At 60.0% G+C, this 22,357-nt stretch carries 17 protein-coding genes and 8 tRNA genes; 21 read left to right on the top strand and 4 right to left on the bottom strand.

Annotated features, from left to right (window positions below):
- Position 1: 1 nt before the first annotated feature.
- A complete protein-coding gene (locus DWU98_RS13720) occupies positions 2–322 on the bottom strand; it encodes a hypothetical protein (RefSeq protein WP_115496124.1) in 321 nt (106 codons plus the stop codon).
- Positions 323–735: 413 nt separating this feature from the next.
- Here DWU98_RS13720 and DWU98_RS13715 point away from each other — a divergent pair, with 413 nt between their 5' ends.
- The 4 genes from DWU98_RS13715 to zipA all read left to right on the top strand — a co-directional run bounded on the left by DWU98_RS13715 (position 736) and on the right by zipA (position 5,958).
- Complete coding sequence (locus DWU98_RS13715; RefSeq protein WP_115496247.1) at positions 736–1,038, top strand: YciI family protein; 303 nt, start codon at positions 736–738, stop codon at positions 1,036–1,038.
- A gap of 2 nt (positions 1,039–1,040) precedes the next feature.
- Positions 1,041–1,295, top strand: a complete 255-nt coding sequence (locus DWU98_RS13710; protein WP_196239517.1) for a BolA family protein — start codon at positions 1,041–1,043, stop codon at positions 1,293–1,295.
- Between the two features lie 135 nt (positions 1,296–1,430).
- Positions 1,431–4,940 (top strand): chromosome segregation protein SMC, encoded by a 3,510-nt coding sequence (smc, locus tag DWU98_RS13705; RefSeq protein WP_115496122.1) that lies wholly within the window; start codon positions 1,431–1,433, stop codon positions 4,938–4,940.
- 7 nt (positions 4,941–4,947) lie between these two features.
- The gene (zipA, locus tag DWU98_RS13700; protein ID WP_196239514.1) at positions 4,948–5,958 is read left to right on the top strand and encodes a cell division protein ZipA; all 1,011 of its coding nucleotides are present in this window, start codon (positions 4,948–4,950) and stop codon (positions 5,956–5,958) included.
- 65 nt (positions 5,959–6,023) lie between these two features.
- Here zipA and DWU98_RS13695 read toward each other — a convergent pair whose 3' ends face one another.
- Positions 6,024–6,605: an FMN-dependent NADH-azoreductase gene (locus tag DWU98_RS13695; RefSeq protein ID WP_115496121.1), complete on the bottom strand. Its 582-nt coding sequence runs from the start codon at positions 6,603–6,605 to the stop codon at positions 6,024–6,026.
- Between the two features lie 116 nt (positions 6,606–6,721).
- On the opposite strand from DWU98_RS13695, the gene DWU98_RS13690 reads away from it, so the two are divergent.
- The 17 genes from DWU98_RS13690 to DWU98_RS13610 all read left to right on the top strand — a co-directional run bounded on the left by DWU98_RS13690 (position 6,722) and on the right by DWU98_RS13610 (position 19,940).
- Positions 6,722–7,714 carry a LysR substrate-binding domain-containing protein gene (locus tag DWU98_RS13690; protein WP_115496120.1) on the top strand — a complete coding sequence of 331 codons (993 nt, stop codon included), beginning with the start codon at positions 6,722–6,724 and terminating at the stop codon, positions 7,712–7,714.
- A gap of 41 nt (positions 7,715–7,755) precedes the next feature.
- Complete coding sequence (locus DWU98_RS13685; protein WP_115496119.1) at positions 7,756–8,901, top strand: pyridoxal phosphate-dependent aminotransferase; 1,146 nt, start codon at positions 7,756–7,758, stop codon at positions 8,899–8,901.
- Complete coding sequence (locus DWU98_RS13680; RefSeq protein WP_115496118.1) at positions 8,889–9,692, top strand: amidohydrolase; 804 nt, start codon at positions 8,889–8,891, stop codon at positions 9,690–9,692. The genes DWU98_RS13685 and DWU98_RS13680 overlap by 13 nt, the downstream gene beginning before the upstream one ends.
- 178 nt (positions 9,693–9,870) lie before the next feature.
- Positions 9,871–9,947 (top strand) — tRNA-Arg (locus tag DWU98_RS13675).
- Between the two features lie 170 nt (positions 9,948–10,117).
- Positions 10,118–10,194, top strand: a tRNA-Pro gene (locus DWU98_RS13670).
- A gap of 23 nt (positions 10,195–10,217) precedes the next feature.
- Positions 10,218–10,294: transfer RNA gene (locus DWU98_RS13665), tRNA-Arg, on the top strand.
- Between the two features lie 15 nt (positions 10,295–10,309).
- Positions 10,310–10,386: transfer RNA gene (locus tag DWU98_RS13660), tRNA-His, on the top strand.
- A gap of 14 nt (positions 10,387–10,400) precedes the next feature.
- Positions 10,401–10,476, top strand: a tRNA-Lys gene (locus DWU98_RS13655).
- A 238-nt stretch (positions 10,477–10,714) separates the two neighbouring features.
- Positions 10,715–10,799, top strand: a tRNA-Leu gene (locus DWU98_RS13650).
- Positions 10,800–10,882: 83 nt separating this feature from the next.
- The gene (gene tig / locus DWU98_RS13645) at positions 10,883–12,175 is read left to right on the top strand and encodes a trigger factor (protein WP_115496117.1); all 1,293 of its coding nucleotides are present in this window, start codon (positions 10,883–10,885) and stop codon (positions 12,173–12,175) included.
- 193 nt (positions 12,176–12,368) lie between these two features.
- The gene (gene clpP, locus DWU98_RS13640; RefSeq protein ID WP_115496116.1) at positions 12,369–12,998 is read left to right on the top strand and encodes an ATP-dependent Clp endopeptidase proteolytic subunit ClpP; all 630 of its coding nucleotides are present in this window, start codon (positions 12,369–12,371) and stop codon (positions 12,996–12,998) included.
- A 108-nt stretch (positions 12,999–13,106) separates the two neighbouring features.
- Positions 13,107–14,408, top strand: coding sequence for an ATP-dependent Clp protease ATP-binding subunit ClpX (gene clpX / locus DWU98_RS13635; protein ID WP_115496115.1), 1,302 nt, complete (start codon positions 13,107–13,109; stop codon positions 14,406–14,408).
- 259 nt (positions 14,409–14,667) lie between these two features.
- The gene (lon, locus tag DWU98_RS13630) at positions 14,668–17,175 is read left to right on the top strand and encodes an endopeptidase La (protein WP_115496114.1); all 2,508 of its coding nucleotides are present in this window, start codon (positions 14,668–14,670) and stop codon (positions 17,173–17,175) included.
- Positions 17,176–17,506: 331 nt separating this feature from the next.
- Positions 17,507–17,779 (top strand): HU family DNA-binding protein, encoded by a 273-nt coding sequence (locus DWU98_RS13625; protein WP_115496113.1) that lies wholly within the window; start codon positions 17,507–17,509, stop codon positions 17,777–17,779.
- A gap of 17 nt (positions 17,780–17,796) precedes the next feature.
- Positions 17,797–17,871 (top strand) — tRNA-Val (locus tag DWU98_RS13620).
- 7 nt (positions 17,872–17,878) lie between these two features.
- Positions 17,879–17,955, top strand: a tRNA-Asp gene (locus DWU98_RS13615).
- Positions 17,956–18,035: 80 nt separating this feature from the next.
- Complete coding sequence (locus tag DWU98_RS13610; protein ID WP_115496112.1) at positions 18,036–19,940, top strand: SurA N-terminal domain-containing protein; 1,905 nt, start codon at positions 18,036–18,038, stop codon at positions 19,938–19,940.
- A gap of 195 nt (positions 19,941–20,135) precedes the next feature.
- Here the strand turns inward: DWU98_RS13610 and DWU98_RS13605 are convergent, their stop codons facing one another.
- A complete protein-coding gene (locus DWU98_RS13605) occupies positions 20,136–21,365 on the bottom strand; it encodes a LysM peptidoglycan-binding domain-containing protein (RefSeq protein ID WP_230474850.1) in 1,230 nt (409 codons plus the stop codon).
- Positions 21,362–22,126, bottom strand: coding sequence for a hydroxyacylglutathione hydrolase (gene gloB / locus DWU98_RS13600; protein WP_115496111.1), 765 nt, complete (start codon positions 22,124–22,126; stop codon positions 21,362–21,364). The genes DWU98_RS13605 and gloB overlap by 4 nt, the downstream gene beginning before the upstream one ends.
- Between the last annotated feature and the right edge of the window lie 231 nt (positions 22,127–22,357).

Genomic DNA, 22,357 nt, shown 5'->3' with positions numbered 1-22,357 from the left:
TTTATTCCTTGCTGATGCCGGCGAACTTGGTTGAACCAAACGAATAGTAGGGCATGGCCAGTTGCGCTCCGAGCAGGCTTGCGCCGCTTTCGGCTTTGGCGGCGAGCGGTGAATTGGCGATCGTCAGGCTGGCAGCGGCCAGCATGGCGGCGGCGCGCTGGTCGTCTGCGCTAGGGCGTACATCGACGGCGGGGAGGTTGATCACTTTCATTCCGTTGATCTCGGTGGCCGGAGCTTTGGGGGTGCTCGGGCTCAGGGCGATCAGGCTGACCGAAGTGAACAGAACCGCTGCGGTGATGGCGATGGGGTTCGGTGCTTTCATGACGGCTCTCCTTAGTGCTCTCGTGGACCGGTGTTGTAGTGAACTATAACACCATCTTCGGAACTGTCAACAACGGCCTGCCATGACTGATGGCCTAGTGCGCCGTGAAATTCCGAAAATGGCTTGCTGCCGAGGCTGCGGGCTATATCTGGAACGAGCAGATACCCCTCTCCGTGGCAAGGAGAGCGTGCGCGCAAACCGGCCGGCAAGGCAGCAGGCGTTGTCAGGAATCGCGCCTGACAGGCATCACATCGGGCGACAGGGCGGGGTTGAGCATGAGCACCGCCCAGTCCGCCCGTTACTTCGTGCTTGCGATAAAGCGCCTGCAATGCCGCGGCATGGATTCAAGCAGCACCGGGTGTTCTGCGGCGCGGTCGGATAAAATCGCCGATCACCTGAGGGAGCCAAAGCACATGTGGTATGTCATTACCGGTACGGACCATGCCGATTCGCTGGAGCGCCGCGTGGCCTCGCGCCCGGCACATCTGGAGCGTCTGGAAAGGCTGCAGGCCGAAGGGCGGTTGCTGCTTGCCGGCCCGTTCCCCGCGATTGATGCCGAGCAGCCGGGGCCGGCGGGCTTCACAGGCAGTCTGATCGTGGCCGAGTTCGAATCCCTTGCCGCGGCCGAGCAATGGGCCAAGGCCGACCCCTATGTCGAAGCCGGTGTCTACGCTAGTGTCAGCGTCAAACCGTTTCGCAAGGTGCTGCCGGCATGACGGTGGCGTTGGTCGAGGACATCCGCCAGCGGCTTACCGCAGCGCTCCAGCCTGTCGAACTGGACGTGGTCGACGAGGGCTACAAGCACATCGGCCACGCCAACGAGGGGAAGGGGCATTTCCACGTGCGCATCGTCAGCGCAGCGTTTGCGGGGCAACTGCCGATCAAGCGGCATCGACTGGTCTATGCGGCGCTGGGGGATCTGATGGAACAGGGAATCCACGCACTCTCCATCGATGCGAAAGCGCCCCATTGAGCTGAATCAACTGCTTGCGGCGCATTCTTCCGAATGACTGACCGCTTTGCATGCATTGCGGCGCTGTCCCACGTTTGGCACAGTGACTCGTCGCCCGCGCTCGCGGGCCATCCCTTTTCGAACTTGTGAATCTGCATGCGCCTAACCACGATCAAACTCGCCGGATTCAAGTCGTTCGTCGACCCGACCACGCTGCATCTACCCACTAACATGACGGGTGTGGTGGGGCCCAATGGTTGCGGCAAGTCCAACATCATCGACGCCATCCGCTGGGTAATGGGTGAAAGCGCGGCCAGCCGCTTGCGTGGCGACTCGCTGACGGACGTGATCTTCTCCGGTTCCAGCGCGCGCAAGCCGGTAGGTCAGGCGACCGTTGAACTGATCTTCGACAACTCCGACGGCATCATCCAGGGCGAGTACGGCCAATACGCCGAAATCTCGGTGAAGCGCCAGGTGACGCGTGACGGGCAGTCCGCGTATTTCCTCAATGGCGCGCGTTGCCGTCGACGCGACATCACGGATCTGTTCCTCGGTACGGGCTTGGGGCCGCGCAGCTACTCGATCATCGAGCAGGGCATGATCAGCCAGATCATCGAAGCGCATCCCGAAGAATTGCGCATGCATCTGGAAGAGGCGGCCGGCATTTCCAAATACAAAGAGCGCCGCAAGGAAACTGAAAGTCGCATCAAGGCCACGCGCGAAAACCTCGACCGCGTGCGCGACGTGCGCGATGAAGTGGACAAGCAGCTCGAGCACCTCAATCGACAGGCACGCGCCGCCGAGCGTTGGAAAGGCTACAAGGAAGAGCAGACACGCAAAGAAGCCGAATTGCGCGCGCTCGAATATCGGGGTCTGAAAAACCAGCAGGATGGCCAAGGGCAGGGCCTTTCCTCGGCGGAGATCGAAATCGAAAAGCGGCTTGCCGAACAGCGCCAGGCCGAATCGCAGATCGAGAGCGCGCGCGAGCGTCACACCGAAGCCAGCGAGCATCTCAATTCGGTACAGGCCGAGGTTTATAAGGTCGGCGCTGAAATCGCCCGCGTCGAACAGCAGGTGCGCTACAACAAGGAAACGGCCGAGCGCCTACAGCGCGCACAGCAGGACGCGGAGCGTGAGCACGGTGAACTGGCCGCGCACATCACCACCGATCGCGATCAGGTGGAAACCCTGCGCACTGCGTTGGCCGAGGGCGAGCCGAAACTTGAGGCCCTGCAGCAAATGCAGGATGAAACCTCCGACTCCGTGCGCCAGACCGAAACCAAGCTCGCCGACTGGCAGCAACGCTGGGACACCTACACCCGCACTGCCGGTGAAGCCAGCCGCGCCGCCGAAGTGGAGCGCACCAAACTGGCCTACCTCGATCGGCAGGCGGTCGATTTGTCTAAGCGTAAAGAGGCTCTGGAAACCGAGCAGAAAGCCACCGATGTCGACGCACTCGATGCGGCGGCCGAACAATTGCACACCGAACACGATACCCAGCACGAACGCGTCGAATCGCTGGGCGACCTGCTCGATCAGCACAAGCTGACCTACGAGAAAGTGCTCGACGAAGAGCGTCAGGTCCAAAGCACACTCAACGACGCGCGCCAGCAAGTGCAAACGGCACGAGGTCGTCTGGCCTCGCTCGAAGCCCTGCAACATGCTGCGCTTGGGCAGGAAGAAAGCCCCGCCAGCGCATGGTTGTCGCAACTGGGATTGGATAAAAACCGTCGCCTGGGCGAAGTGCTGCAGGTGGAAGCGGGTTGGGAAACTGCGGTGGAAACCGTGCTTTCCGGCTTCATCGACAGCGTGCTCGTGGATGGTGCGCACGATCTGGCAAAAGAATTTCCTGCACTCAGCCAAGCCAACGTGGCCTTGCTCGATGCCGCCGAAGGGGGCGTTGCCACCGCCGGCACGCTGGCTGCACACGTGCGTGGGCCGGCGCCAGCACTCACGATCTTGGGCCACGTGCTCATCGCCGAAACCATCGACGAAGCGCACCAGCGTGTGTCCGGGCTGTCGGCGCTGGCGCCGTATCAGTCGGTTGTCACGCGCGGCGGCGAATGGCTGGGGCCCGGTTGGGTCTGTGTGCGTCGCGCGCAAGGCAATCAATTGGGTGTATTGGCGCGCGAGCGTGAGATCCGCACGCTCTCCGAGCAGATCGAGTCGCTGCAGGCGCGTATCGAGGAAGCCGGCACACGACTGGATGACCTGCGCACCAGCAAGTTCGAAGCCGAGCGCGCACGCGACGATGCGCAGCGCGAGTTGTACAACGCGCATCGCCGTCAATCCGAACTCGCCGGCCAGTTACAGAGCCATCGCGGCAAGGTGGAAACCGCGCGTGCACGCGCGGAGAAGGTCGCTGCCGAGTTGTCGGCGCTGATCGAGCAGATCGAAGAGCTGCAAACGCAGACGCGCGAAGCGCGTGCGCGCCTGGATGAATCGGTCAACAACATGGGGGACCTGGAAGACCAACGCCGCGAATTGGAAAACGAACGCCGCGCCTTGCTGGAAGCGCGGGAAGAAGCACGCATGAACGCGCGCGAAGCTGCCGATCAGGCGCATGCATTGGCGTTGAGCCTGGAGTCGAAGCGATCCTCGCTGAGTTCGCTGGAGCAGGCGCTGGCGCGCATGGACAACCAGATGCGTCAGCTCGAGGCACGCCGCACCGAAATTACCGAACAGCTCGATGCAGGTTCCGATCCCATCGCGGAACTGGAAGCCGAGCGCCAGACCTATCTCGATCAGCGTCTGCTGGTGGACAAGCAATTGGTCGAGGCGCGCCGCGCGCTGGAAGATTGCGACATCGAACTGCGCAAGCTCGAGCAGCAGCGTCACAATCTGGAGCAGGAACTGTCCGGCCTGCGCGAAACGCTATCGGAAAAGAAACTCGCCGCGCAGGCCTTGCAGATGCGCGCCGAGCAGCTCGCCGAAGCCATCGCCGCGTCCGGTCTGGATCTGGAAACCCTGCTTACCGAGCTGGCCCATGATGTTGACGCCACGCAATGGCGCCAGCAGCTGGCCGATCTCGCACAGAAGATTGCGCGTCTGGAGCCGGTCAATCTTGCTGCTATTCAAGAACACGCCGAGCAGAGCGAACGCAAAACCTATCTGGATAATCAGCTCACCGACCTCACCAGTGCGATGGAAACGCTGGAGAACGCGATCAAGAAAATCGACCGCGAAACGCGCCAGCGCTTCAAGGAAACCTTCGATCGCGTCAACGCCGGTGTGCAGGAATTGTTCCCGCGGCTGTTCGGTGGCGGTCACGCCTATCTCGAGCTCACGGGCGACGATTTGCTCAGCACCGGTGTATCGATCATGGCAAGGCCGCCTGGCAAGCGCGTGTCCAATATCACCTTGTTGTCAGGCGGTGAGAAGGCGTTGACGGCGGTGTCGTTGGTATTTGCGATCTTTGCGTTGAATCCAGCGCCGTTCTGTCTGCTGGACGAGGTGGACGCACCGCTCGACGAGGCCAACGTAGGGCGCTTCTCGAACATGGTGCGCGAGATGAGCGAAAAGGTGCAATTTATCTTCGTCAGCCACAACAAGGCTACGATGGAAGCAGCAAGCCAGCTTTGCGGCGTTACCATGCGCGAGCCGGGTGTTTCTCGCCTCGTGCAGGTGGATCTTGCCGAAGCGAGCAAGCTGGCCGGCGCTGCGTGAGGGTTAGATGATGCTTGGATCCGAATTGGCTGTAGCGTGGAACCCCTGGGTCGGCATTCCGCTGGCGGTCGTGGGTGTGATCGTGCTGGTGCTGGTGTGGCTGTTTGGCGAGCCGAAGAAGGAGCAGGGCAAGCGACGTCTTGCGCCCGAATCGGGCGTCGAGCGCCGCGAACCGACACTCGGTGAACCCGTCGATGGCGATCAAGCCTTCATGGATGATGCGCCGACTCACATGGACCCGCTGTTCAAGGAACCGATGCCGGAGCAAGGCGAACTCGATGTAAGCCTTCGCTCGGAGCTGGAAAAGCTCGGCGCTGCCTTGGCCGACCAGCGCCATGAAACCGTGCAGATGCCCAAGCCCAGCGGGCAATCCGCCTCGATTGTGGAAATGCTGCGTTCACCTTCGCAGCCCGAAGTGGTCAGGCCGTTCACGATCGAATCGCCAGCGCCTGTTATTGCGCCAGCGCCGATGGCTGCACCCACACAGCCGCCGGCCTCCTCGGTGCCCACACCCGCCTCGGCGCCGCGCATTCCGCCGCGTTCGGATCTGGGCAAACGCCCGGCCCAGGTGCCGGTGGAGCGCATTGTGAGTCTGTTCGTGATGGCGCGAGAGGGCCATCACTTCAATGGCGGCGATTTGATCGTCGCGGCGGAGAAAGCCGGGCTGGAATACGGCGACATGGGGATTTACCACCGCCTGGTCGATGGTCGGCGCGAGGTGGGCCCGATTTTCAGCGTCGCCAATATCCTCAAGCCTGGCAGCTTCGACTTGACCCGACTCGACACGTTGCGTTCGCCGGGGTTGAGTTTCTTCATGACATTACCCGGTCCGGTTACCGCCTTGGATGCCTGGGACGCCATGCTACCCACCGCACAGCGCCTGGCCGAATTGCTCGATGGCCAAGTCCTGGACGAGGAACGCAACGCATTAGGGCGCCAGCGCATTGCGCATATTCGTGACGAATTGCGTGGCTGGGATCGCGAACACGATGGCGGTGAAATCCGTTTCGGCCGCTGATCTCGCAAAAAAAGAGCGTCCCGGAAGGACGCTCTTTAAACGAGGGGGAAAGGGGAGCCGCTCTATCAGGCGGCTTTCGACGCCAGAGTGCTGATGGTGTCGCGGGCGGAAGCGATCGCCTGCACCTTGTGATCCGCGCTCATGTTCACGCCTTCTGCGCGGATGAACTGAATGTCGGTAATACCCAGGAAGCCAAGTACCGTGCGCAGGTAAGTTTCCTGAAAATCCATGCCCGCTGCCGGGCCGCTGCTGTACACGCCCCCGCGGCTCGAGGCAATGATCACACGCTTGCCGCTCATCAGGCCCTTCGGACCATTCTCGGTGTACTGGAACGTCTTGCCCGCCACGGCCACGCGGTCGATCCACGCTTTGAGCTGGCTGGGAACCGAGAAGTTGTACATGGGGGCACCGACCACAATGGCATCGGCGGCGAGGAATTCTTCCAGCACCGTCTGGTTTTGCTTGGCCGCTTCGCTCTCAGCATCGACCACCAGGGTCCAGTGGGGCAACGGGTGGGCGGTCAGGTCCCGGTAGGTCACCGCGGCGGAAGGGTGTTCCTGCTTGAGCTGATTGACGATGGCGGTGGTCAGCTCGCGGGAAACGGAATGTTGGCCCAGCGGGCTGGCGTCAAGATGTAGAAGTTTCATGTCTCTATCCTCTGATCCGATATCGGTGGCCCGACGTTGGGATTAACTATAAATTCGGAACAAAGTCGCGATAAGATGGCGCTTTGGCAACTTATCGTTCAAAAAAGGAAACGATCATGAGCGCTTTGCCGGGTGCCATGCAGGATTTAAACGATCTGTATTTCTTCGCCGCCGTTGTTGAGCATGGCGGGTTCTCCGCGGCCGGGCGATTTCTTGGCGTACCCAAATCGAGGCTGAGCAAGCGAATCGCTCAGCTGGAAGATCGCCTGGGTGTGCGGCTGCTTCAGCGCACGACGCGTCGCTTTGTCGTCACCGAGGTGGGCGAGCGCTTCTACGGCCACTGCCGGGCCGTGCTGGAGGAGGCGCGCGCCGCCCAGGATGCCGTCGACGAATTGCGTGCCGAGCCTCGTGGCGTGGTGCGTCTGAGTTGCCCCATCTCGATCACGCAGACGGTGTTGTCGCACATCCTGCCGGAATTCATGGCCAAGTACCCCAAGTTGCAGGTGCGGGTGCTGTCGAGCAATCGGCGCGTGGATCTCATTGGCGAGGGGTTTGACCTGGCGATTCGCGTGCGCAACAAGTTGGATACCGATGCCAACATGATTGTGCGCAGCTTCGGGCAGGCGCGCGTGTTCCCGGTCGCCAGTCCCGGCCTGCTCGCGCACCATGGCCGCCCCGCGCATCCGGACGATCTTGCACGCTTACCGGCCGTATCCATGCAGGAGCACGAAGGTACGCAGATATGGGAGCTGTTTGACGCAAACGGCGAGCGCACCAGTGTGGAAGTGCAAGCACGCCTCATCACTGGCGATTTCGCCATGCTGCTGGAAGCGGCGCGCGCGGGCATTGGCGTGGCGCTTCTGCCCGAATCGGTCTGTGCACCGGCCATCAGCCGCGGTGAGCTGGAAATCCTGTTGCCCGAATGGAGCGCCCCACAAGGCATCATGCACTTCGTCTATCCCAGCCGGCGCGGCATGATGCCGGGCGTGCGCGCACTGGTGGATTTTCTTGCCGAGCGCCTGCCTGAAGCGGCCCGCATCAGCCACGAGGAGTGCATGAAACGGCGGTGCCCGACGAAGGCGCAGTTGCCCGGTCAGTCTCCCGCATGAGCCATGCTAGTCTTTGCGTTTAGCCATCCATATTCCTGCCCATGACCGTCGAAACCAAACTTCCCAAAGTCGGCACGACCATTTTCAGCGTGATGAGCCATCTGGCCTTGCAGCACAAGGCGGTGAATCTGGGCCAGGGTTTTCCCGATTTCGAACCGCCGCCAGCGCTGCGCGATGCGTTGAGTCGCGCCATGGCCAATGGTCTGAACCAATATGCGCCGGGTATCGGTACGGCGGCGTTGCGCGAGCAGATCGCGCTCAAGACCGAGCGGCTGTATGGACATAAGGTCAGCCCGGACAGCGATATCACCGTGACCTCCGGTGCAACCGAGGCGTTGTTCGCTGCCATTGCTGGCGTAGTGCGTGCGGGCGAGGAAGTGATCGTGTTCGACCCGGCGTATGACTCCTATGAACCGGCCATCGAATTGCAAGGCGCGCGCGCGGTGCACATTCCGCTGACCGTACCGAGCTTTTCCATCGACTGGCAGCGCGTGCGCGATGCCATTACACCGCGCACGCGCATGATCCTGATCAATAGCCCGCACAACCCTTCGGGGGCCGTCTTGTCGGCGAAAGATCTTGATGAGCTGGCAGCTATCGTACGCGACACCGGTATCGTGGTGCTGTCGGACGAGGTGTACGAGCACATTGTGTACGACGGTGCAGCGCATGAGAGCGTATTGCGTCATCCGGAACTGGCTGCGCGCAGTATTGTGGTATCGAGTTTCGGCAAGACGTATCACTGCACGGGTTGGAAAGTCGGTTACGCAGTGGCGCCGACGAAACTTTCCGCAGAATTGCGCAAGGTGCATCAATACCTCACCTTTTGCACCTTCCATCCTGCGCAGGTTGCATTCGCAGAATTCCTCGCGAGCACGCCGGAGCATTACCTGGAGTTGCCGGCTTTCTATCAGGCCAAGCGCGATCGTTTCCGTAGTTTGTTGGCACCATCACGCCTGAAACTGTTGGATGTTCCTGGCGGTTATTTCCAGTTGGTAGACTATTCGGACATCCATAACCAGGGTGACATCGCCTTTTGCGAGTGGCTGGTGAAAGAGGGTGGTGTAGCCGCCATTCCGTTGACGCCGTTTTATGAAAAAGCACCCGGTACGCACCTCGTGCGGCTGTGTTTTGCCAAGAGCGACGCCACGATGGACGCTGCGGCGGAACGTCTATGCAAACTCTGAACGTTTCTCTCGTGCAGGGCGCAACACGCTGGCACGATGCGGCCGCCAATCGCGAATATTACGGTGCGTTGGTGCGACGCGTGGCAGGGCAGAGCGATCTCATCGTGCTGCCAGAGACCTTTCTCTCCGGCTTCAGTAACGACACGCGCGCCAGCGCAGAAGACATGGATGGTGAAGGCATCGCGTGGATGCGGGCGTTGGCAAGCGAAGTGAATGCGGTGACCACTGGCAGCGTTGCCATTCGTGAGGGTGATAAGGTTTATAACCGGCTGATATGGGCGCGCCCCGATGGAAGCTATGCGCAATACGACAAGCGCCACTTATTTCGCATGGCTGGCGAACACACGCGCTACGGTGGCGGTTCGGAGCGGTTGATCACTGAACTGAAGGGTTGGCGGGTCCTGCCGCAGGTTTGTTACGACCTGCGCTTTCCGGTATGGCTGCGCAACCGGCGCATGGAATCGGCCGCCGGTGGTATGGAATACGACCTGGCATTGTTCGTCGCCAATTGGCCCGCGCCGCGCAGGCAGCCGTGGCGCACGCTATTGAGAGCGCGCGCGATCGAAAATCTTGCGTACGTGATTGGCGTCAATCGCGTGGGTATTGATGGCAACGAGTTGCCGTATGCCGGCGATAGCGCCGTCATCGATCCGGTCGGTGAGCCGCTGGTGGAGCTCGGCCCGCAAGAGCAGGTGGTGACGGTATCGATCGATCCCGATCTGCTGCTCAAGCATCGTGAACGCTTTCCAGCGTGGATGGATGCCGACGATTTCAAGCTCGATATGCAGTGAATACGTGTGGTGTGCGCGCAGCCGGTTTATCGAAGCTGTCATCACCTCTTTCAAAAAAATTCACAAAGAGTATTGACGGCTGTGCCGACTACCTGAATAATTCCGCTTCTTGCTTCGGCGTCTTTGGGCACCTTTCGGTGGCAGCGGGCAGCCAGGGCTAGAAGTCGTTTTGATCCATGCGCCCGTAGCTCAGTTGGATAGAGTACCAGGCTACGAACTTGGTGGTCGGGAGTTCGAATCTCTCCGGGCGCACCATATTTCGCAGGCATGACTTAAAAGGTCGTGGTTGCATTGCAGGCAGAACATCGCTTGCAAGCCGGAAAGTATTGAAGTCCGGCGTGTTCGATACGGATTGACGGGCCAGAGTGTCACCCGTAGGATTTCAAAGCTCAGGTTCGCGAAAGTTGACCGGGTTTCGAAAAGAACGGGGTATAGCTCAGCCTGGTAGAGCGCCAGCTTTGGGAGCTGGATGTCGTGGGTTCGAATCCCTCTGCCCCGACCAGCAGGTGTTCTGCTTTTAGTCAAGCGCCTGTAGCTCAACCGGATAGAGCATCGGCCTTCTAAGCCGACGGTTGCAGGTTCGATTCCTGTCGGGCGCGCCAGATGCTTAGGTTACGGTGGGCGTAGCTCAGTTGGTTAGAGTACCGGATTGTGATTCCGGTTGTCGTGGGTTCGAGTCCCATCGTCCACCCCAATTCAAATAGTTCTGGGCCGTTAGCTCAGCTGGTAGAGCAGTTGACTCTTAATCAATTGGTCGTAGGTTCGATCCCTACACGGCCCACCAGCTAAAACAGGCACCTGGATAGCATCCAGGTGCCTTTTTCTTTGCCCTCGCAGCTGTGCCAGGATAGCCGTGCAGCGACGTCTTCAGCGCTTGTGCTGGCCCTCCCGGCAACCGTAAAATGGCTGGCTTGGCATAAGTAATCATCGACTTAGGGTCACTGCTCGGCAGCCTTTCGACGATTCCAGCGTAACTGCTGTAAAGTCGTGGAAAATCTGTCGCTTGCAATCCGGCGAACGATGCGAAAGTGGCGGAACTGGTAGACGCACTGGATTTAGGTTCCAGCGGGTAACCCCGTAAGGGTTCGAGTCCCTTCTTTCGCACCATCGGACCTTGAGTTTGATTTTGCGGGCGGCCAGGCCCGCCGCAGCGCCATGGGGCGCCACTACAGGTAATTCCAGGAGACGTCATGCAGTTTTCGGTTGAAAACGTCGGCAAGCTCGAACGCAAGCTCACGGTAAAATTCCCGGCCGAGCGCTTCGAGTCGCAGGTCACCGCGCGCATCGCCGAGATGAGCCGCACGGTGCGGTTGAAGGGCTTCCGCCCGGGCAAGGTTCCCGCCAACGTGATCCAGCAGCGCTTTGGCGCGCAGGTGCGTGGCGAGGTGCTTTCGGACCTCATCGGCAGCACCCTGCGCGAGGCGTTCGAGAAAGAAAACCTGCGTCCCGTCGCCAACCCTTCCATCGATACCACCGGCCAGCCGGAAAATGGCGAAATCGCCTACACCGCCACCTTCGAGGTGATGCCGGAATTCCCTGAAATCGATGTCTCCGCACTGGAAGTTGCCCGTCCGGTGGCCGAAGTGGCCGATGCCGACATCGAAAAGATGATCGAAACCCTGCGCCAGCAGCGTCGCAGCTTTGAGGAAGTCGAGCGTCCTTCCACCGAAGGCGATTTCGTGATGTTCGAATACGACGCCACGGCTGGGGACTACCGGTTCCCGACCGAAAGCCAGGAGCGCGCCGGCAGCGTGCTGGGCTCCGGCACTTTATTCAAGGCCCTGGATGGCGCGCTCACCGGTCGCAAGGCGGGTGAGTCGTTCGAGAACGACATCGAATTTCCCTCGGATTTCCGCAACGAACAGCTTGCAGGCAAGACCGCCAAGGTCAACTTCACGATCGTGAAGGTGCAGGAGCCGAAGCTGCCTGAAGTGGACGCCGAATTCATCAAGCTATTCGGTATCGAGGACGGCGACATGGAGCATTTCCGTAAGGAAGTGCGTGCGAATCTGGAGCGTGAGCTAAAGGCCGCGCTGATGGGCCGCTTGAAGTCCCAGGTGGCTGAGAAACTCGCTCAGGCACATGGCGAACTGGATGTGCCCAACCTGATGGTGCAGGCCGAGGCGCGCAACCTGGCGTCTGGCAATGTGCCGCGAGGCCAGCAGCCGCCGCCGCAGTTGATCGATGCGGCCATGCCGGCCGCTCGCCTACGCGTCATTGCCGGCCTGCTGATGGGTGAAATCGCCCGCAAGAAGGAGCTCAAGCTGGATCGCACGCGCTTGGCCGAGCAACTCGCCGCGATCGCATCGACCTACGAAGAGCCTGAAAAGGTCATTGAACTCTACAACGGCGATCCCCAATTGATGCAGGGGCTGCAAAACCGCGTCATGGAAGATCAGGTAGCTGAGTGGGTGGCCGAACACGCCAATACCACCACTCAGAATCTGAGCTTCGACGAAGTAATGCGCCCGGTCGGCGCCTGAGACGATTCGATCAGGCCCGATGGGTACGCGGGTGTCGAGAGGGTGCGTTCGCACCGTCTCGCACCGCCACAAATCGAGCATCACACATGCTGCATTTGTGACGTCGAAAGTGCGCCTAGCAGGCCGCATAACCAACTGCTAGTCTGACCCGATCATACGAATCGCCTTCAGTCCCCACCCGGAGAATCGCCCCATGGCCATGGACCCGATCCAGAACCTCAACCTGGTGCCGATCGTCGTCGAGCAAACCGCTCGCGGCGAACGTTCGTATGACATTTACTCGCGCCTGTTGAAGGAACGAGTGATCTTTCTGGTTGGCGAGGTGAACGACCAGGTTGCCAATTTGCTGGTCGCGCAGATGCTGTTCCTTGAGTCGGAAAACCCCGATAAGGACATTCATCTGTACATCAACAGCCCGGGCGGAGCCGTCACCGCGGGCTTGGCGATCTACGACACCATGCAATTCATCAAGCCCGATGTGAGCACGATGTGCGTCGGGCAGGCCTGCAGCGCTGCGTCGCTGCTGCTGATGGCCGGTGCTAAGGGCAAGCGGTATTCGTTGCCCAATTCGCGCGTCATGATCCACCAACCCTCGGGCGGGGCGCGTGGTCAGGCCACCGACATCGAGATCCAGGCCCAGGAAATCCTCTATCTGCGCCGCCGCCTGAACGATATTTACGTTCATCATACCGGCCAGTCCTTGGACCGGATCGAGCGTGACATGGAGCGCGACCGCTTCATGAGCGCCGAACAGGCCAAGGAATATGGCCTGATCGATGCCGTTCTCGACCGTCGCGCCGTTGAAACGGTCAAGTCAGCCTGATTTCAGCCGATTTGTCATGACATAAACGGGTCTCGCGTCCGGGTGCGGATTCGGGACCCTGTGCTATTCTCGACCCGTAACTGGGATTTTTCTAGCAGGATCAAACGAATGAGCGACGAGCGGCAAGGCCGTTCCAACGACAGCGGCAAGATTCTTTACTGCTCCTTCTGCGGTAAGAGCCAGCATGAGGTGCGTAAGCTGATCGCGGGACCGTCCGTGTTCATCTGCGACGAGTGCGTGGAGCTGTGCAACGACATCATCCGCGAAGAGCTGGAAGAGAAGGCCGCCTCCGGGCGTAGCCAGTTGCCCAAGCCCAAAGAAATCATGGAGACCCTCGACCAGTACGTGGTCGGGCAGACGCGCGCCAAGAAAGCGCTGGCCGTCGCGGTCTATAACCATTACAAGCGGATGGAGTCGCGCCAGCGCAGCGACGACGTCGAGCTGGGCAAGTCCAACATTCTGCTTATCGGCCCGACCGGCTCGGGCAAGACGCTGCTGGCCGAAACGCTCGCGCGCCTGCTCAACGTGCCGTTCACCATCGCCGATGCGACCACGCTGACCGAAGCCGGTTACGTGGGCGAGGATGTGGAGAACATTATCCAGAAGCTGTTGCAGAAGTGCGACTACGACGTCGAAAAGGCGCAGTCGGGCATCGTCTACATCGACGAGATCGACAAGATCTCACGCAAGAGCGAAAACCCGTCGATCACGCGCGATGTTTCTGGCGAGGGCGTGCAGCAGGCTCTGCTCAAGCTGATCGAAGGCACGCTGGCATCGGTGCCGCCGCAGGGTGGTCGTAAGCATCCGCAGCAAGAATTTCTGCAAGTCGACACCAAGAACATCTTGTTCCTCTGCGGTGGTGCATTCGCGGGCTTGGAAAAGGTCATCCAGCAGCGTTCAGAAACCACGGGCATCGGCTTCTCCGCCGAAGTGCGTTCGAAGGAACGTACCGAAAACCTTGGCAAGGTGTTGGCTGAAGTCGAGCCGGCGGATCTGGTGCGTTTTGGCCTGATCCCTGAGTTCGTTGGCCGCCTGCCGGTGGTTGCCACACTGGATGAGCTGGATGAAGCGGCGTTGGTGAAGATTCTCACCGAACCGCGCAATGCAGTGACCAAGCAGTTCCGCAAGTTGTTCGAGATGGAAGGCGTCGAGCTGGAATTCCGTCCGGAAGCGCTGCAGGCGATCGCGCGCAAGGCGCTTAAGCGCAAGACGGGTGCACGCGGTCTGCGCACCATCCTCGAGCAGGTCTTGCTCGACACCATGTACGAGCTGCCCTCGCTTGAGCATGTCAGCAAGGTTGTGGTGGATGACGCTGTCATTGAAGGCCAGGCCGAGCCGTATCTCATCTATCGTGGGAACTTGCAGCAGCAACCGCGCATCAGTAGTGAAAGCGGCGACGCAGCCGCCTGATTCATAAGCATCACCTGTCACGGCCCCGGCGAGCTTCGCCGGGGCCGTGTTTTTTTTGTTATGCGGCCGGCACTTGTATGCATCCCGCATCGCCTCCACTTGACGACTTAGTAACCTCGGCGCAGTGTCGGGGTCGTCAGCGTGGCGGCACAGGATGTGCCGCGTGAAATTCGGTGATTGCCGGTTCCGCTGATGCCGAAAGAACGGTCATGATGGTCGTTTGAAGGTGTCCCCCTTTTTTCGCGAGAGATATCCTGCGATGGCAAAAAGTGCCGCAACTCCTATCACTTCCGGTGCCACTCTGGATGTACTGCCCGTACTTCCGTTGCGTGACGTGGTCGTGTATCCGCATATGGTGATTCCGCTGTTTGTGGGACGCGACAAATCCATGCGTGCGCTTGAGCGCGCGATGGAAGGTGAAAGGCAGATCCTGTTGGTGGCGCAAAAGAGTCCGGACATCGACGATCCGGCAATCAAGGATCTTCATCAGATCGGTACGCTTGCGGGCGTGTTGCAATTGCTGAAACTGCCTGACGGCACCGTGAAGGTGCTGGTGGAGGGACAGTCGCGCGTATCGATCGACGACTACCAAGACGAAGCAGGCATGCTCACCGCACGTTCGCGCGTCATCGAACCCGTCTACAGCCTTAAAGAGCGTGAGCTCGATGTGGTGTCGCGCACGCTGGTGTCGCTGTTCGAGCAATTGGTGAAACAGAGCCGCAAACTTCCGCCTGAAGTGCTCGCAACGTTGTCCGGTATTGATGACCCGTCGCGCTTGGCCGATTCCATCGCTGCGCATCTGTCCGTTCGCATGGCCGACAAGCAGAAAGTGTTGGAAACGGCGGACGTCGCTCAGCGCCTCGAATTGCTCATCGGCCTCGTCGATGGCGAAATCGATCTGCAGCAGGTGGAAAAGCGCATTCGCGGCCGCGTCAAGTCGCAGATGGAAAAGAGCCAGCGCGAGTACTACCTCAATGAGCAGATGAAGGCGATCCAGAAGGAACTGGGCGAAGGCGAGGATGGACCGAACGAGCTCGAGGAGCTGCAGAAGAAAATTGAAGATTCCGGCATGCCCAAGCCAGTGCTCGCCAAAGCGCGGCAGGAATTCGGCAAGCTGCGTCAGATGTCGCCGATGTCGGCCGAAGCCACCGTGGTGCGCAATTACCTCGACTGGCTGATCGGCGTGCCATGGAAAAAGCGCAGCAAGGTCCGCAAGGATCTCGCGCTGGCTCAGCAGGTGCTCGATGCCGATCACTTCGGCCTGGAAAAGGTGAAGGAACGCATCCTCGAGTACCTTGCGGTGCAGCAGCGTGTCAGTAGCATGAAGGGTCCTATCCTCTGCCTGGTCGGTCCGCCCGGCGTGGGCAAGACGTCGCTCGGCCAGTCGATCGCCAAGGCAACCAACCGGAAGTTTGTTCGCATGAGCCTCGGTGGCGTGCGCGATGAGGCGGAAATCCGCGGCCATCGCCGCACCTATATCGGTTCGATGCCCGGCCGCATCGTGCAGAACATGAACAAGGTCGGCAGCAAGAATCCGCTGTTCGTGCTGGACGAAATCGACAAGATGTCGATGGATTTCCGAGGTGATCCGTCATCGGCGCTGCTGGAAGTGCTCGATCCGGAACAGAATCACACCTTCAACGATCATTATCTGGAAGTGGATCTCGATCTTTCCGAAGTGATGTGGATAGCCACTGCGAACTCGCTCAATATTCCAGGTCCGCTGCTTGATCGCATGGAAGTTATCCGCATTCCGGGTTACACCGAGGACGAGAAACTCGCCATCGCGCAGAAATACCTGCTGCCCAAGCAGGTCAAGGCCAACGGCCTGAAATCTGAAGAAGTGACGGTAGACGAGGAGGCCTTGCGTGACATCGTGCGTTATTACACGCGTGAATCGGGTGTGCGTAATCTGGAGCGTGAAATTTCCAAGATCTGCCGCAAGGTGGTCAAACAGCTGACGCTGGGCGAACTCAAGGACAGCGGTGAATCAAAGGCACAGAAAAAGAAAACGAAGGGTGCGCCAGGCAAGATCAAGGTCGATTCCGAAAACCTCGATCAGTATCTGGGCGTGCGTCGTTTCGATTTTGGCCGCAAGGAACAGCAAAATGAAGTCGGCCTGGTGACGGGCTTGGCCTGGACGCAGGTGGGTGGCGATTTACTCAGCATTGAAGCGTCGATCGTGCCGGGCAAGGGACGCCAAATACTTACCGGTCAGCTCGGCGACGTCATGAAGGAATCGATCCAGGCGGCACTGTCGGTCGTGCGCGCACGCGCCAACCAACTCGGTATCGATCCGGATTTCCACGAGAAATACGACCTGCACATTCACGTGCCGGAGGGGGCCACCCCGAAGGATGGCCCGAGCGCAGGTATTGCGATGTGCACCGCGCTGGTCTCGGCCTTGACCAAGGTGCCGGTGCGCTCCGAAGTGGCGATGACGGGCGAAATCACGCTGCGCGGCCGGGTGTTGCCCATCGGTGGCCTGAAGGAGAAGTTGCTTGCGGCGCATCGTGGTGGCATCACCACGGTGATCATTCCGGACGAGAACCGCAAAGATCTTGCCGATATTCCGCAGAACATCACCGGCTCATTGGACATCCATCCAGTGCGTTGGATCGACGAAGTGCTCGATATAGCGCTGGAGCATCCGCTGCATCCGCTGCCGGCAAAGGAAAAGGCGGAGTCCGCGACGGCGACAAGCACCACGGCCGAACCGGTGGCTCAACACGACGACGGTACCGAAACCCCCGCGCGTCCGCATTGACCCCCATCGGCAAGAACCGCAGTTTGCGACGGGCGGCACGTTCAGCGTGCCGCCTGTTTCGCAGTGCGGCATAGCACAGGCGGACGATGTTTGCATAGTTCTGCAAGAACAAGAAGCGTCACTGCTGAACACCCGCAATGCGTTGGTAATGCTTATATTGCGGACCCCTGGGGGCGCTGGTATAAAGGCTCACCGTCATCCTGACACCTCATCCAATGCACAGCGATGCGGGTCTGCGTGGCAGCGCCCAGCACCAATCGATGATCCTTCCCCGCGTTGTCTAAGTCCCAACCTTTCCGCGGGCCGAATACCTGTTTAAGGGAGCAACTCAATGAATAAAACCGATCTGATCAATGCCGTCGCCGAAAAAGCCGAACTCACCAAGGCTGATGCGGGCCGTGCGCTCGAAGCGTTTTTCGAGACCGTGCAGAAGGCTCTGCAGAGCGGCGACGACGTCTCGGTCGTCGGCTTCGGTACGTTTACCGTGCGCAGCCGCGCTGCCCGTACCGGCCGTAACCCTCGTACGAACGAGGAGATCAAGATCGCCGCGTCCAAGGTTCCGGCCTTCAAGGCTGGAAAGACGCTGAAGGACGCCCTAAACTAAGCGGCCCGTTAGGGTGCGGGTGCTTAGCTCAGCGGTAGAGCGTCGCCCTTACAAGGCGAGGGTCGTAGGTTCGATCCCTACAGCACCCACCAGAAACGTGGAGCGGTAGTTCAGTCGGTTAGAATGCTGGCCTGTCACGCCGGAGGTCGCGGGTTCGAGTCCCGTCCGCTCCGCCACGGTTTGCAAGGGCGCCCCCGTGGCGCCCTTGTCGTTTAGGTCACGCGCGGCAACGCGCAATACATCGCGGGAAGAACTCATGCTGCAGTCACTACGTGACAAGATGCAAGGATGGCCGGCCAGGATCGTGCTTGCTATTGCCGTGTTCGCCATGTCCTTCTTCGGCATAGAAGGCTATTTCAGTTCGCATGTCGAAGACTTTGTTGCAAAGGTCGGCAAGCGCGAAGTCAGCCAGCAGCAGTTTCAGGACACCATCAATCGCATTCGCCAACAGCAGCGTCAGCAGCTGGGCGATCAGTTCGATGCAAGCGTGTTCGACAAGCCTGAATTCAAGCAGCAGATTCTGGACGAGCTGATCGGCCAGCAATTGCTGCTGCAAGCCAATGACGACCTTGGCATGCGCGTATCGGACCAATCGTTGCGCGACACCATTGCCGGGATGCCGGCATTCCAGGTGGACGGTAAGTTCAATGCCGACATGTATCGCGCGCAACTGGCCTCCGCGGGCATGACGCCAGATATGTACCAGAGCAGCGTGCGCACGTCGCTGGAAGGCAGCTTGCTGCCGGATGCCATCAGCGGCAGCACCATTGTCACGCCGGCGGATGTCGATCGTTACCTGGACATCAAACTGCAGCGTCGTGACATCCGCTACTTCGTGCTGCCGAAGCCGGCGCCGGCCGATAGCCAAGTGACCGATGCGCAGGTGCAGGACTACTACAAAGCACACCAGGCGGATTTCATGAATCCCGAACAGGTGTCGCTGAAATACATCGAGGTGAATGGCGCTGACCTGAAAGCGGAAACGCAGCCCACCGATGACGAATTGAAGAAGCGTTACCAGGATGAAATTTCGCGCTTCGGCATGCCGGAGGAGCGTGAGGTTTCGCACATCCTGATCAACGTGCCGAAGAATGCGACGCCCGCGCAGCAGAAGGCGGCGCTGGAAAAAGCCGACAAAATTGCAGCGGAAGCCACTCCCGCCGACTTTGCCAAACTCGCGCAACAAGATTCGGACGACTTAGGTTCGAAGCTGCAGGGCGGTGACCTCGGCTGGCTGCAAAAAGGCGTGACGAATGCCGCCTTCGACGCGGCCATGTTCTCGATGCAGAAAGGACAGATATCCAAGCCCGTACTCTCTGACGAGGGCTATCACATCATTTACCTGCGCGACGTTCGCAGCGGCCAGACCAAGCCGTTCGCAGAAGTGCGCGATCAGTTGCTCAAGGAAGCGACCACTTCCGACCGAGATCGCCTCTATAACGATACCGCGGGCAAGATGACCGACCTCACCTCGCAGAACCCGGGTTCGCTGGAACCGGCTGCGCAAGCGTTGAATCTGCAGGTCAAGGAAACGCCTCTATTCGGGCACGAAGGCGGGCAGGGTATTGCCGCCAATCCCAAAGTGGTTGCTGCGGCGTTCTCCAACGACGTGCTGGTGGCAGGCAATAATTCCTCGCTGGTCAACCTCGACAAGACCGACTCGGTCGTCGTGCGCATGAACAAGCATGTTTCGGCATCGCCCAAGTCGATCGTCGAAGTGCATGACGCGATCGTGCAGAAAATTCTTGACGAGCGCGTCACCGAGGCCGCACAGCAGAAGGCAAACGTGCTGGTGCAACGCTTGAGCAAGGGCGAGGACATGGGCGACCTCGCCAAGGCTGAGCATGCCAACGTGCAAACCGTCACGCAGGCGGAACGCGTGCAACAAGGCGTGCCACCGCCGGTGCTCGACCAGGCGTTCAAGACGCCGCACCCCGACAGCGGCAAAGCTAGCTATGCCGACGTAGCACTGGATAAGGGCTCCTATGCCATCGTCGCCGTCGACAAGGTAGAAGCAGCCGATCTTTCCAAGATGAGCGCTGACGACCGCGAGCAGCTTTACCGTCAGATGATGCAAGCCTACGGCGGTATGGAGACGCAAGGTTTCGTCGATATGCTCAAGGGCAAGGCCAAGATCGAGATCGCCAAAGACCGCATGTAATGCAAGGCATACGATGCTGAAAAAAGGCGGCTCAACGGGCCGCCTTTTTTGTTGCCGGGAGCAGACGCTTCAACGCCGATGGAGCATGCTGCGGAAATTCGGGATGACTCGCTGCAGCGAGCGCCTTGATAAGGTGGCGAACACCGCACTCAAACGTGCCGTACGTGGCTCGAAATTGAAGGCCTGCCGCCGTTATCAGTGGCGCTTGCCCGGTGGATCGATCTTGAGCACCTGGCCAGGCTTTAGCGCTTTGCCGTTCAGATGATTGAGGTGCTCCAGTGCACTTACGCTCATCGAATAATGATGGGCGATCTGCCAGAGGCTTTCTCCCGGTTTTACCACGTGTGTCCTGGCCTGTGGCGTGTCAGAAGAGGTCTTGTCGGCATACATGGCCGGCAACGGTGGATCGGCCGAGGTGCTGGCTGTCATGTCCTGCTCATCAGCCATTTGCATGGCACTGCGAAGCATCTCAGCATTGCGGTGAGGCATGAGCAACGAACCGGGCGTACTGGTCGTTAGAAAATTCCCCTGCAGGGCAGGGTTCAAACGCTTGAGCGTATCGGTTTCCATGCCCGCGTGATCGGCGGCGGTGGAAAGCGGCATGTTGTGGTGGATTTGTACCGCTTCCAGATGCTGGTCTGCGGGAAGCACCGGCAGCTCGACGTGGAAGCGCCCCGGATCACGCACTACACAGGAAATGGCCAAGAGCTTGGTGAGATGTTCGCGCGTGATGTGCGGCACCGGCAGTTTGGGAATCGCCGGTTGCTCTGGCGGCAAGCCATGTTGCTGTACCAAGCGCTGCACACCAAATTCGCCGTGGTTGAAAGCGTAATCAACCAGGCGCCAGTCATGCAGCTGGTTGTAGTAGTCATGCAGCATGCGCATCACCACGTCGGTGGATGCAGACGTATCCAGGCGGCCGTCGTAGACGTGATCGACGTGCAGGCCCATCACGCGCGCCGTGCTCTGCACCAGTTGCCACATACCGGCCGGTAGATTGCGATGGCCTGGTACAGGTCGAAATTGGCTTTCCACCCATGGCAGCAGTACGAATTCGCCCGCCACGTCATATTTTTCAGCGGCCTGTTGCACATAGACCACCTGCGGCAACGCATCGCGCATCTCCGATTCGAAGCGCTGCGGATCTTGTGTGTAGCGATGAGCCCACATCAGAATTTGAGGGTCGGCATCGCAATCGGACATCGCAAAACTGCCGCGCAATTTGTCCCAGACGTTGGCTGACGATTCTTCAGCGGCCGCTGGAGCAATCACCTGCGGAGCAGGTGCCGTCACGACGGGTGGCGGACTAGACGGCAGTGCCGCCGTCGTCACTGGCGGCGGTGATGGCAACTTGGCCGGTGGCGTTGCGCACGCGCTCAGCAACGCGGCGAGTGCAACGGGTAAAAGGTGTCGTGTGGGCTTCATGCCTGGAATGCATCCTTGGCCGAGCGCAACGCAGCGAAGCGCGCCACCGGATCATTAGCGGCACCGTGCTGGTGGCACCATTGGATCACCGCGTCGCTGTGCACGCGCAGAAATGGATTGCAGGCCAGTTCGCTGGACAATGTCACTGGCACGCTAGGCTGATGCGCTGCGCGCAATCTCGCGACTTCCGCGATGCGATGTTGGAGCGCGGTGTTGTTGGGTTCTACCGTCTGTGCAAAGCGACCGTTAGCCGCAGTGTATTCATGACCGCAGCACACGCGCGTGTTGCCAGGCAGTGAAGCCAAGCGTTGCAGCGATGACAGCATCTGCGCAGGTGTGCCTTCGAACAGTCGACCGCAGCCCAGACTGAAAAGCGTGTCGCCGCAGAGCAGTACCCCTTCGCCAACATACACAATATGACTCAGCGTATGACCGGGCACGGCCATGACCTGAAAGTGCGCGGACGGATCGCGCAGCTCGAACGTGTCGCCATCTTTGACGCGATGAGTCGCCACGGCGATGCGCTCGTCATCGGGCGCATACACGGGCACGTCGTATACTTCGCGCAGCGCGGCAGCTCCACCGATGTGGTCGTTGTGATGATGGGTCAGCAAGATTGCGCGCAGCGCCAACTTGCGCGCGCGCAAGGCGGCTTCTACCGGCGTGGCTTCGCCGGGGTCCACGACGAGGGCATTTCCCTCATCATCATGCAGCAGCCAGATGTAATTGTCGGCAAGCGCCGGTAACGGTACGACGTGCAAGGCGATCTCCGCTCAGTTGCGGATGCGCTGATCTCCTCCGAGCCCGCGCAACCGGGCGGGTTCGTTCTTCCATCCGTGGCCTGAGCTGAAGGGAAACATGTCTTCACCGGTGGCCCATGATGCGTGGCACCGGGCCGGTAACGCACACTCAGAGGGATCTGCGCATCCTTCGTATCGACTGGCGCTGGCGTCCTGGCTTGCGCGAGATGGTGGACTATAGAACCCGGCGCG

The sequence above is a fragment of the Dyella monticola genome, assembly GCF_003363155.1.
In the GTDB taxonomy this organism is placed as follows: domain Bacteria; phylum Pseudomonadota; class Gammaproteobacteria; order Xanthomonadales; family Rhodanobacteraceae; genus Dyella_B; species Dyella_B monticola.
The sequence above is the reverse complement of the archived record's forward strand: the minus strand, read 5'-3'. Positions and strand labels throughout refer to the sequence as shown.

What these genes read in the sequence shown, in the direction of transcription:
- DWU98_RS13720 (WP_115496124.1), bottom strand. Translation starts at nt 322, where the DNA reads ATGAAAGCACCGAACCCCATCGCCATCACCGCAGCGGTTCTGTTCACT.
- DWU98_RS13715 (WP_115496247.1), top strand. Translation starts at nt 736, where the DNA reads ATGTGGTATGTCATTACCGGTACGGACCATGCCGATTCGCTGGAGCGC.
- smc (WP_115496122.1), top strand. Translation starts at nt 1,431, where the DNA reads ATGCGCCTAACCACGATCAAACTCGCCGGATTCAAGTCGTTCGTCGAC.
- zipA (WP_196239514.1), top strand. Translation starts at nt 4,948, where the DNA reads ATGATGCTTGGATCCGAATTGGCTGTAGCGTGGAACCCCTGGGTCGGC.
- DWU98_RS13695 (WP_115496121.1), bottom strand. Translation starts at nt 6,605, where the DNA reads ATGAAACTTCTACATCTTGACGCCAGCCCGCTGGGCCAACATTCCGTT.
- DWU98_RS13690 (WP_115496120.1), top strand. Translation starts at nt 6,722, where the DNA reads ATGAGCGCTTTGCCGGGTGCCATGCAGGATTTAAACGATCTGTATTTC.
- DWU98_RS13685 (WP_115496119.1), top strand. Translation starts at nt 7,756, where the DNA reads ATGACCGTCGAAACCAAACTTCCCAAAGTCGGCACGACCATTTTCAGC.
- DWU98_RS13680 (WP_115496118.1), top strand. Translation starts at nt 8,889, where the DNA reads ATGCAAACTCTGAACGTTTCTCTCGTGCAGGGCGCAACACGCTGGCAC.
- tig (WP_115496117.1), top strand. Translation starts at nt 10,883, where the DNA reads ATGCAGTTTTCGGTTGAAAACGTCGGCAAGCTCGAACGCAAGCTCACG.
- clpP (WP_115496116.1), top strand. Translation starts at nt 12,369, where the DNA reads ATGGCCATGGACCCGATCCAGAACCTCAACCTGGTGCCGATCGTCGTC.
- clpX (WP_115496115.1), top strand. Translation starts at nt 13,107, where the DNA reads ATGAGCGACGAGCGGCAAGGCCGTTCCAACGACAGCGGCAAGATTCTT.
- lon (WP_115496114.1), top strand. Translation starts at nt 14,668, where the DNA reads ATGGCAAAAAGTGCCGCAACTCCTATCACTTCCGGTGCCACTCTGGAT.
- DWU98_RS13625 (WP_115496113.1), top strand. Translation starts at nt 17,507, where the DNA reads ATGAATAAAACCGATCTGATCAATGCCGTCGCCGAAAAAGCCGAACTC.
- DWU98_RS13610 (WP_115496112.1), top strand. Translation starts at nt 18,036, where the DNA reads ATGCTGCAGTCACTACGTGACAAGATGCAAGGATGGCCGGCCAGGATC.
- DWU98_RS13605 (WP_230474850.1), bottom strand. Translation starts at nt 21,365, where the DNA reads ATGAAGCCCACACGACACCTTTTACCCGTTGCACTCGCCGCGTTGCTG.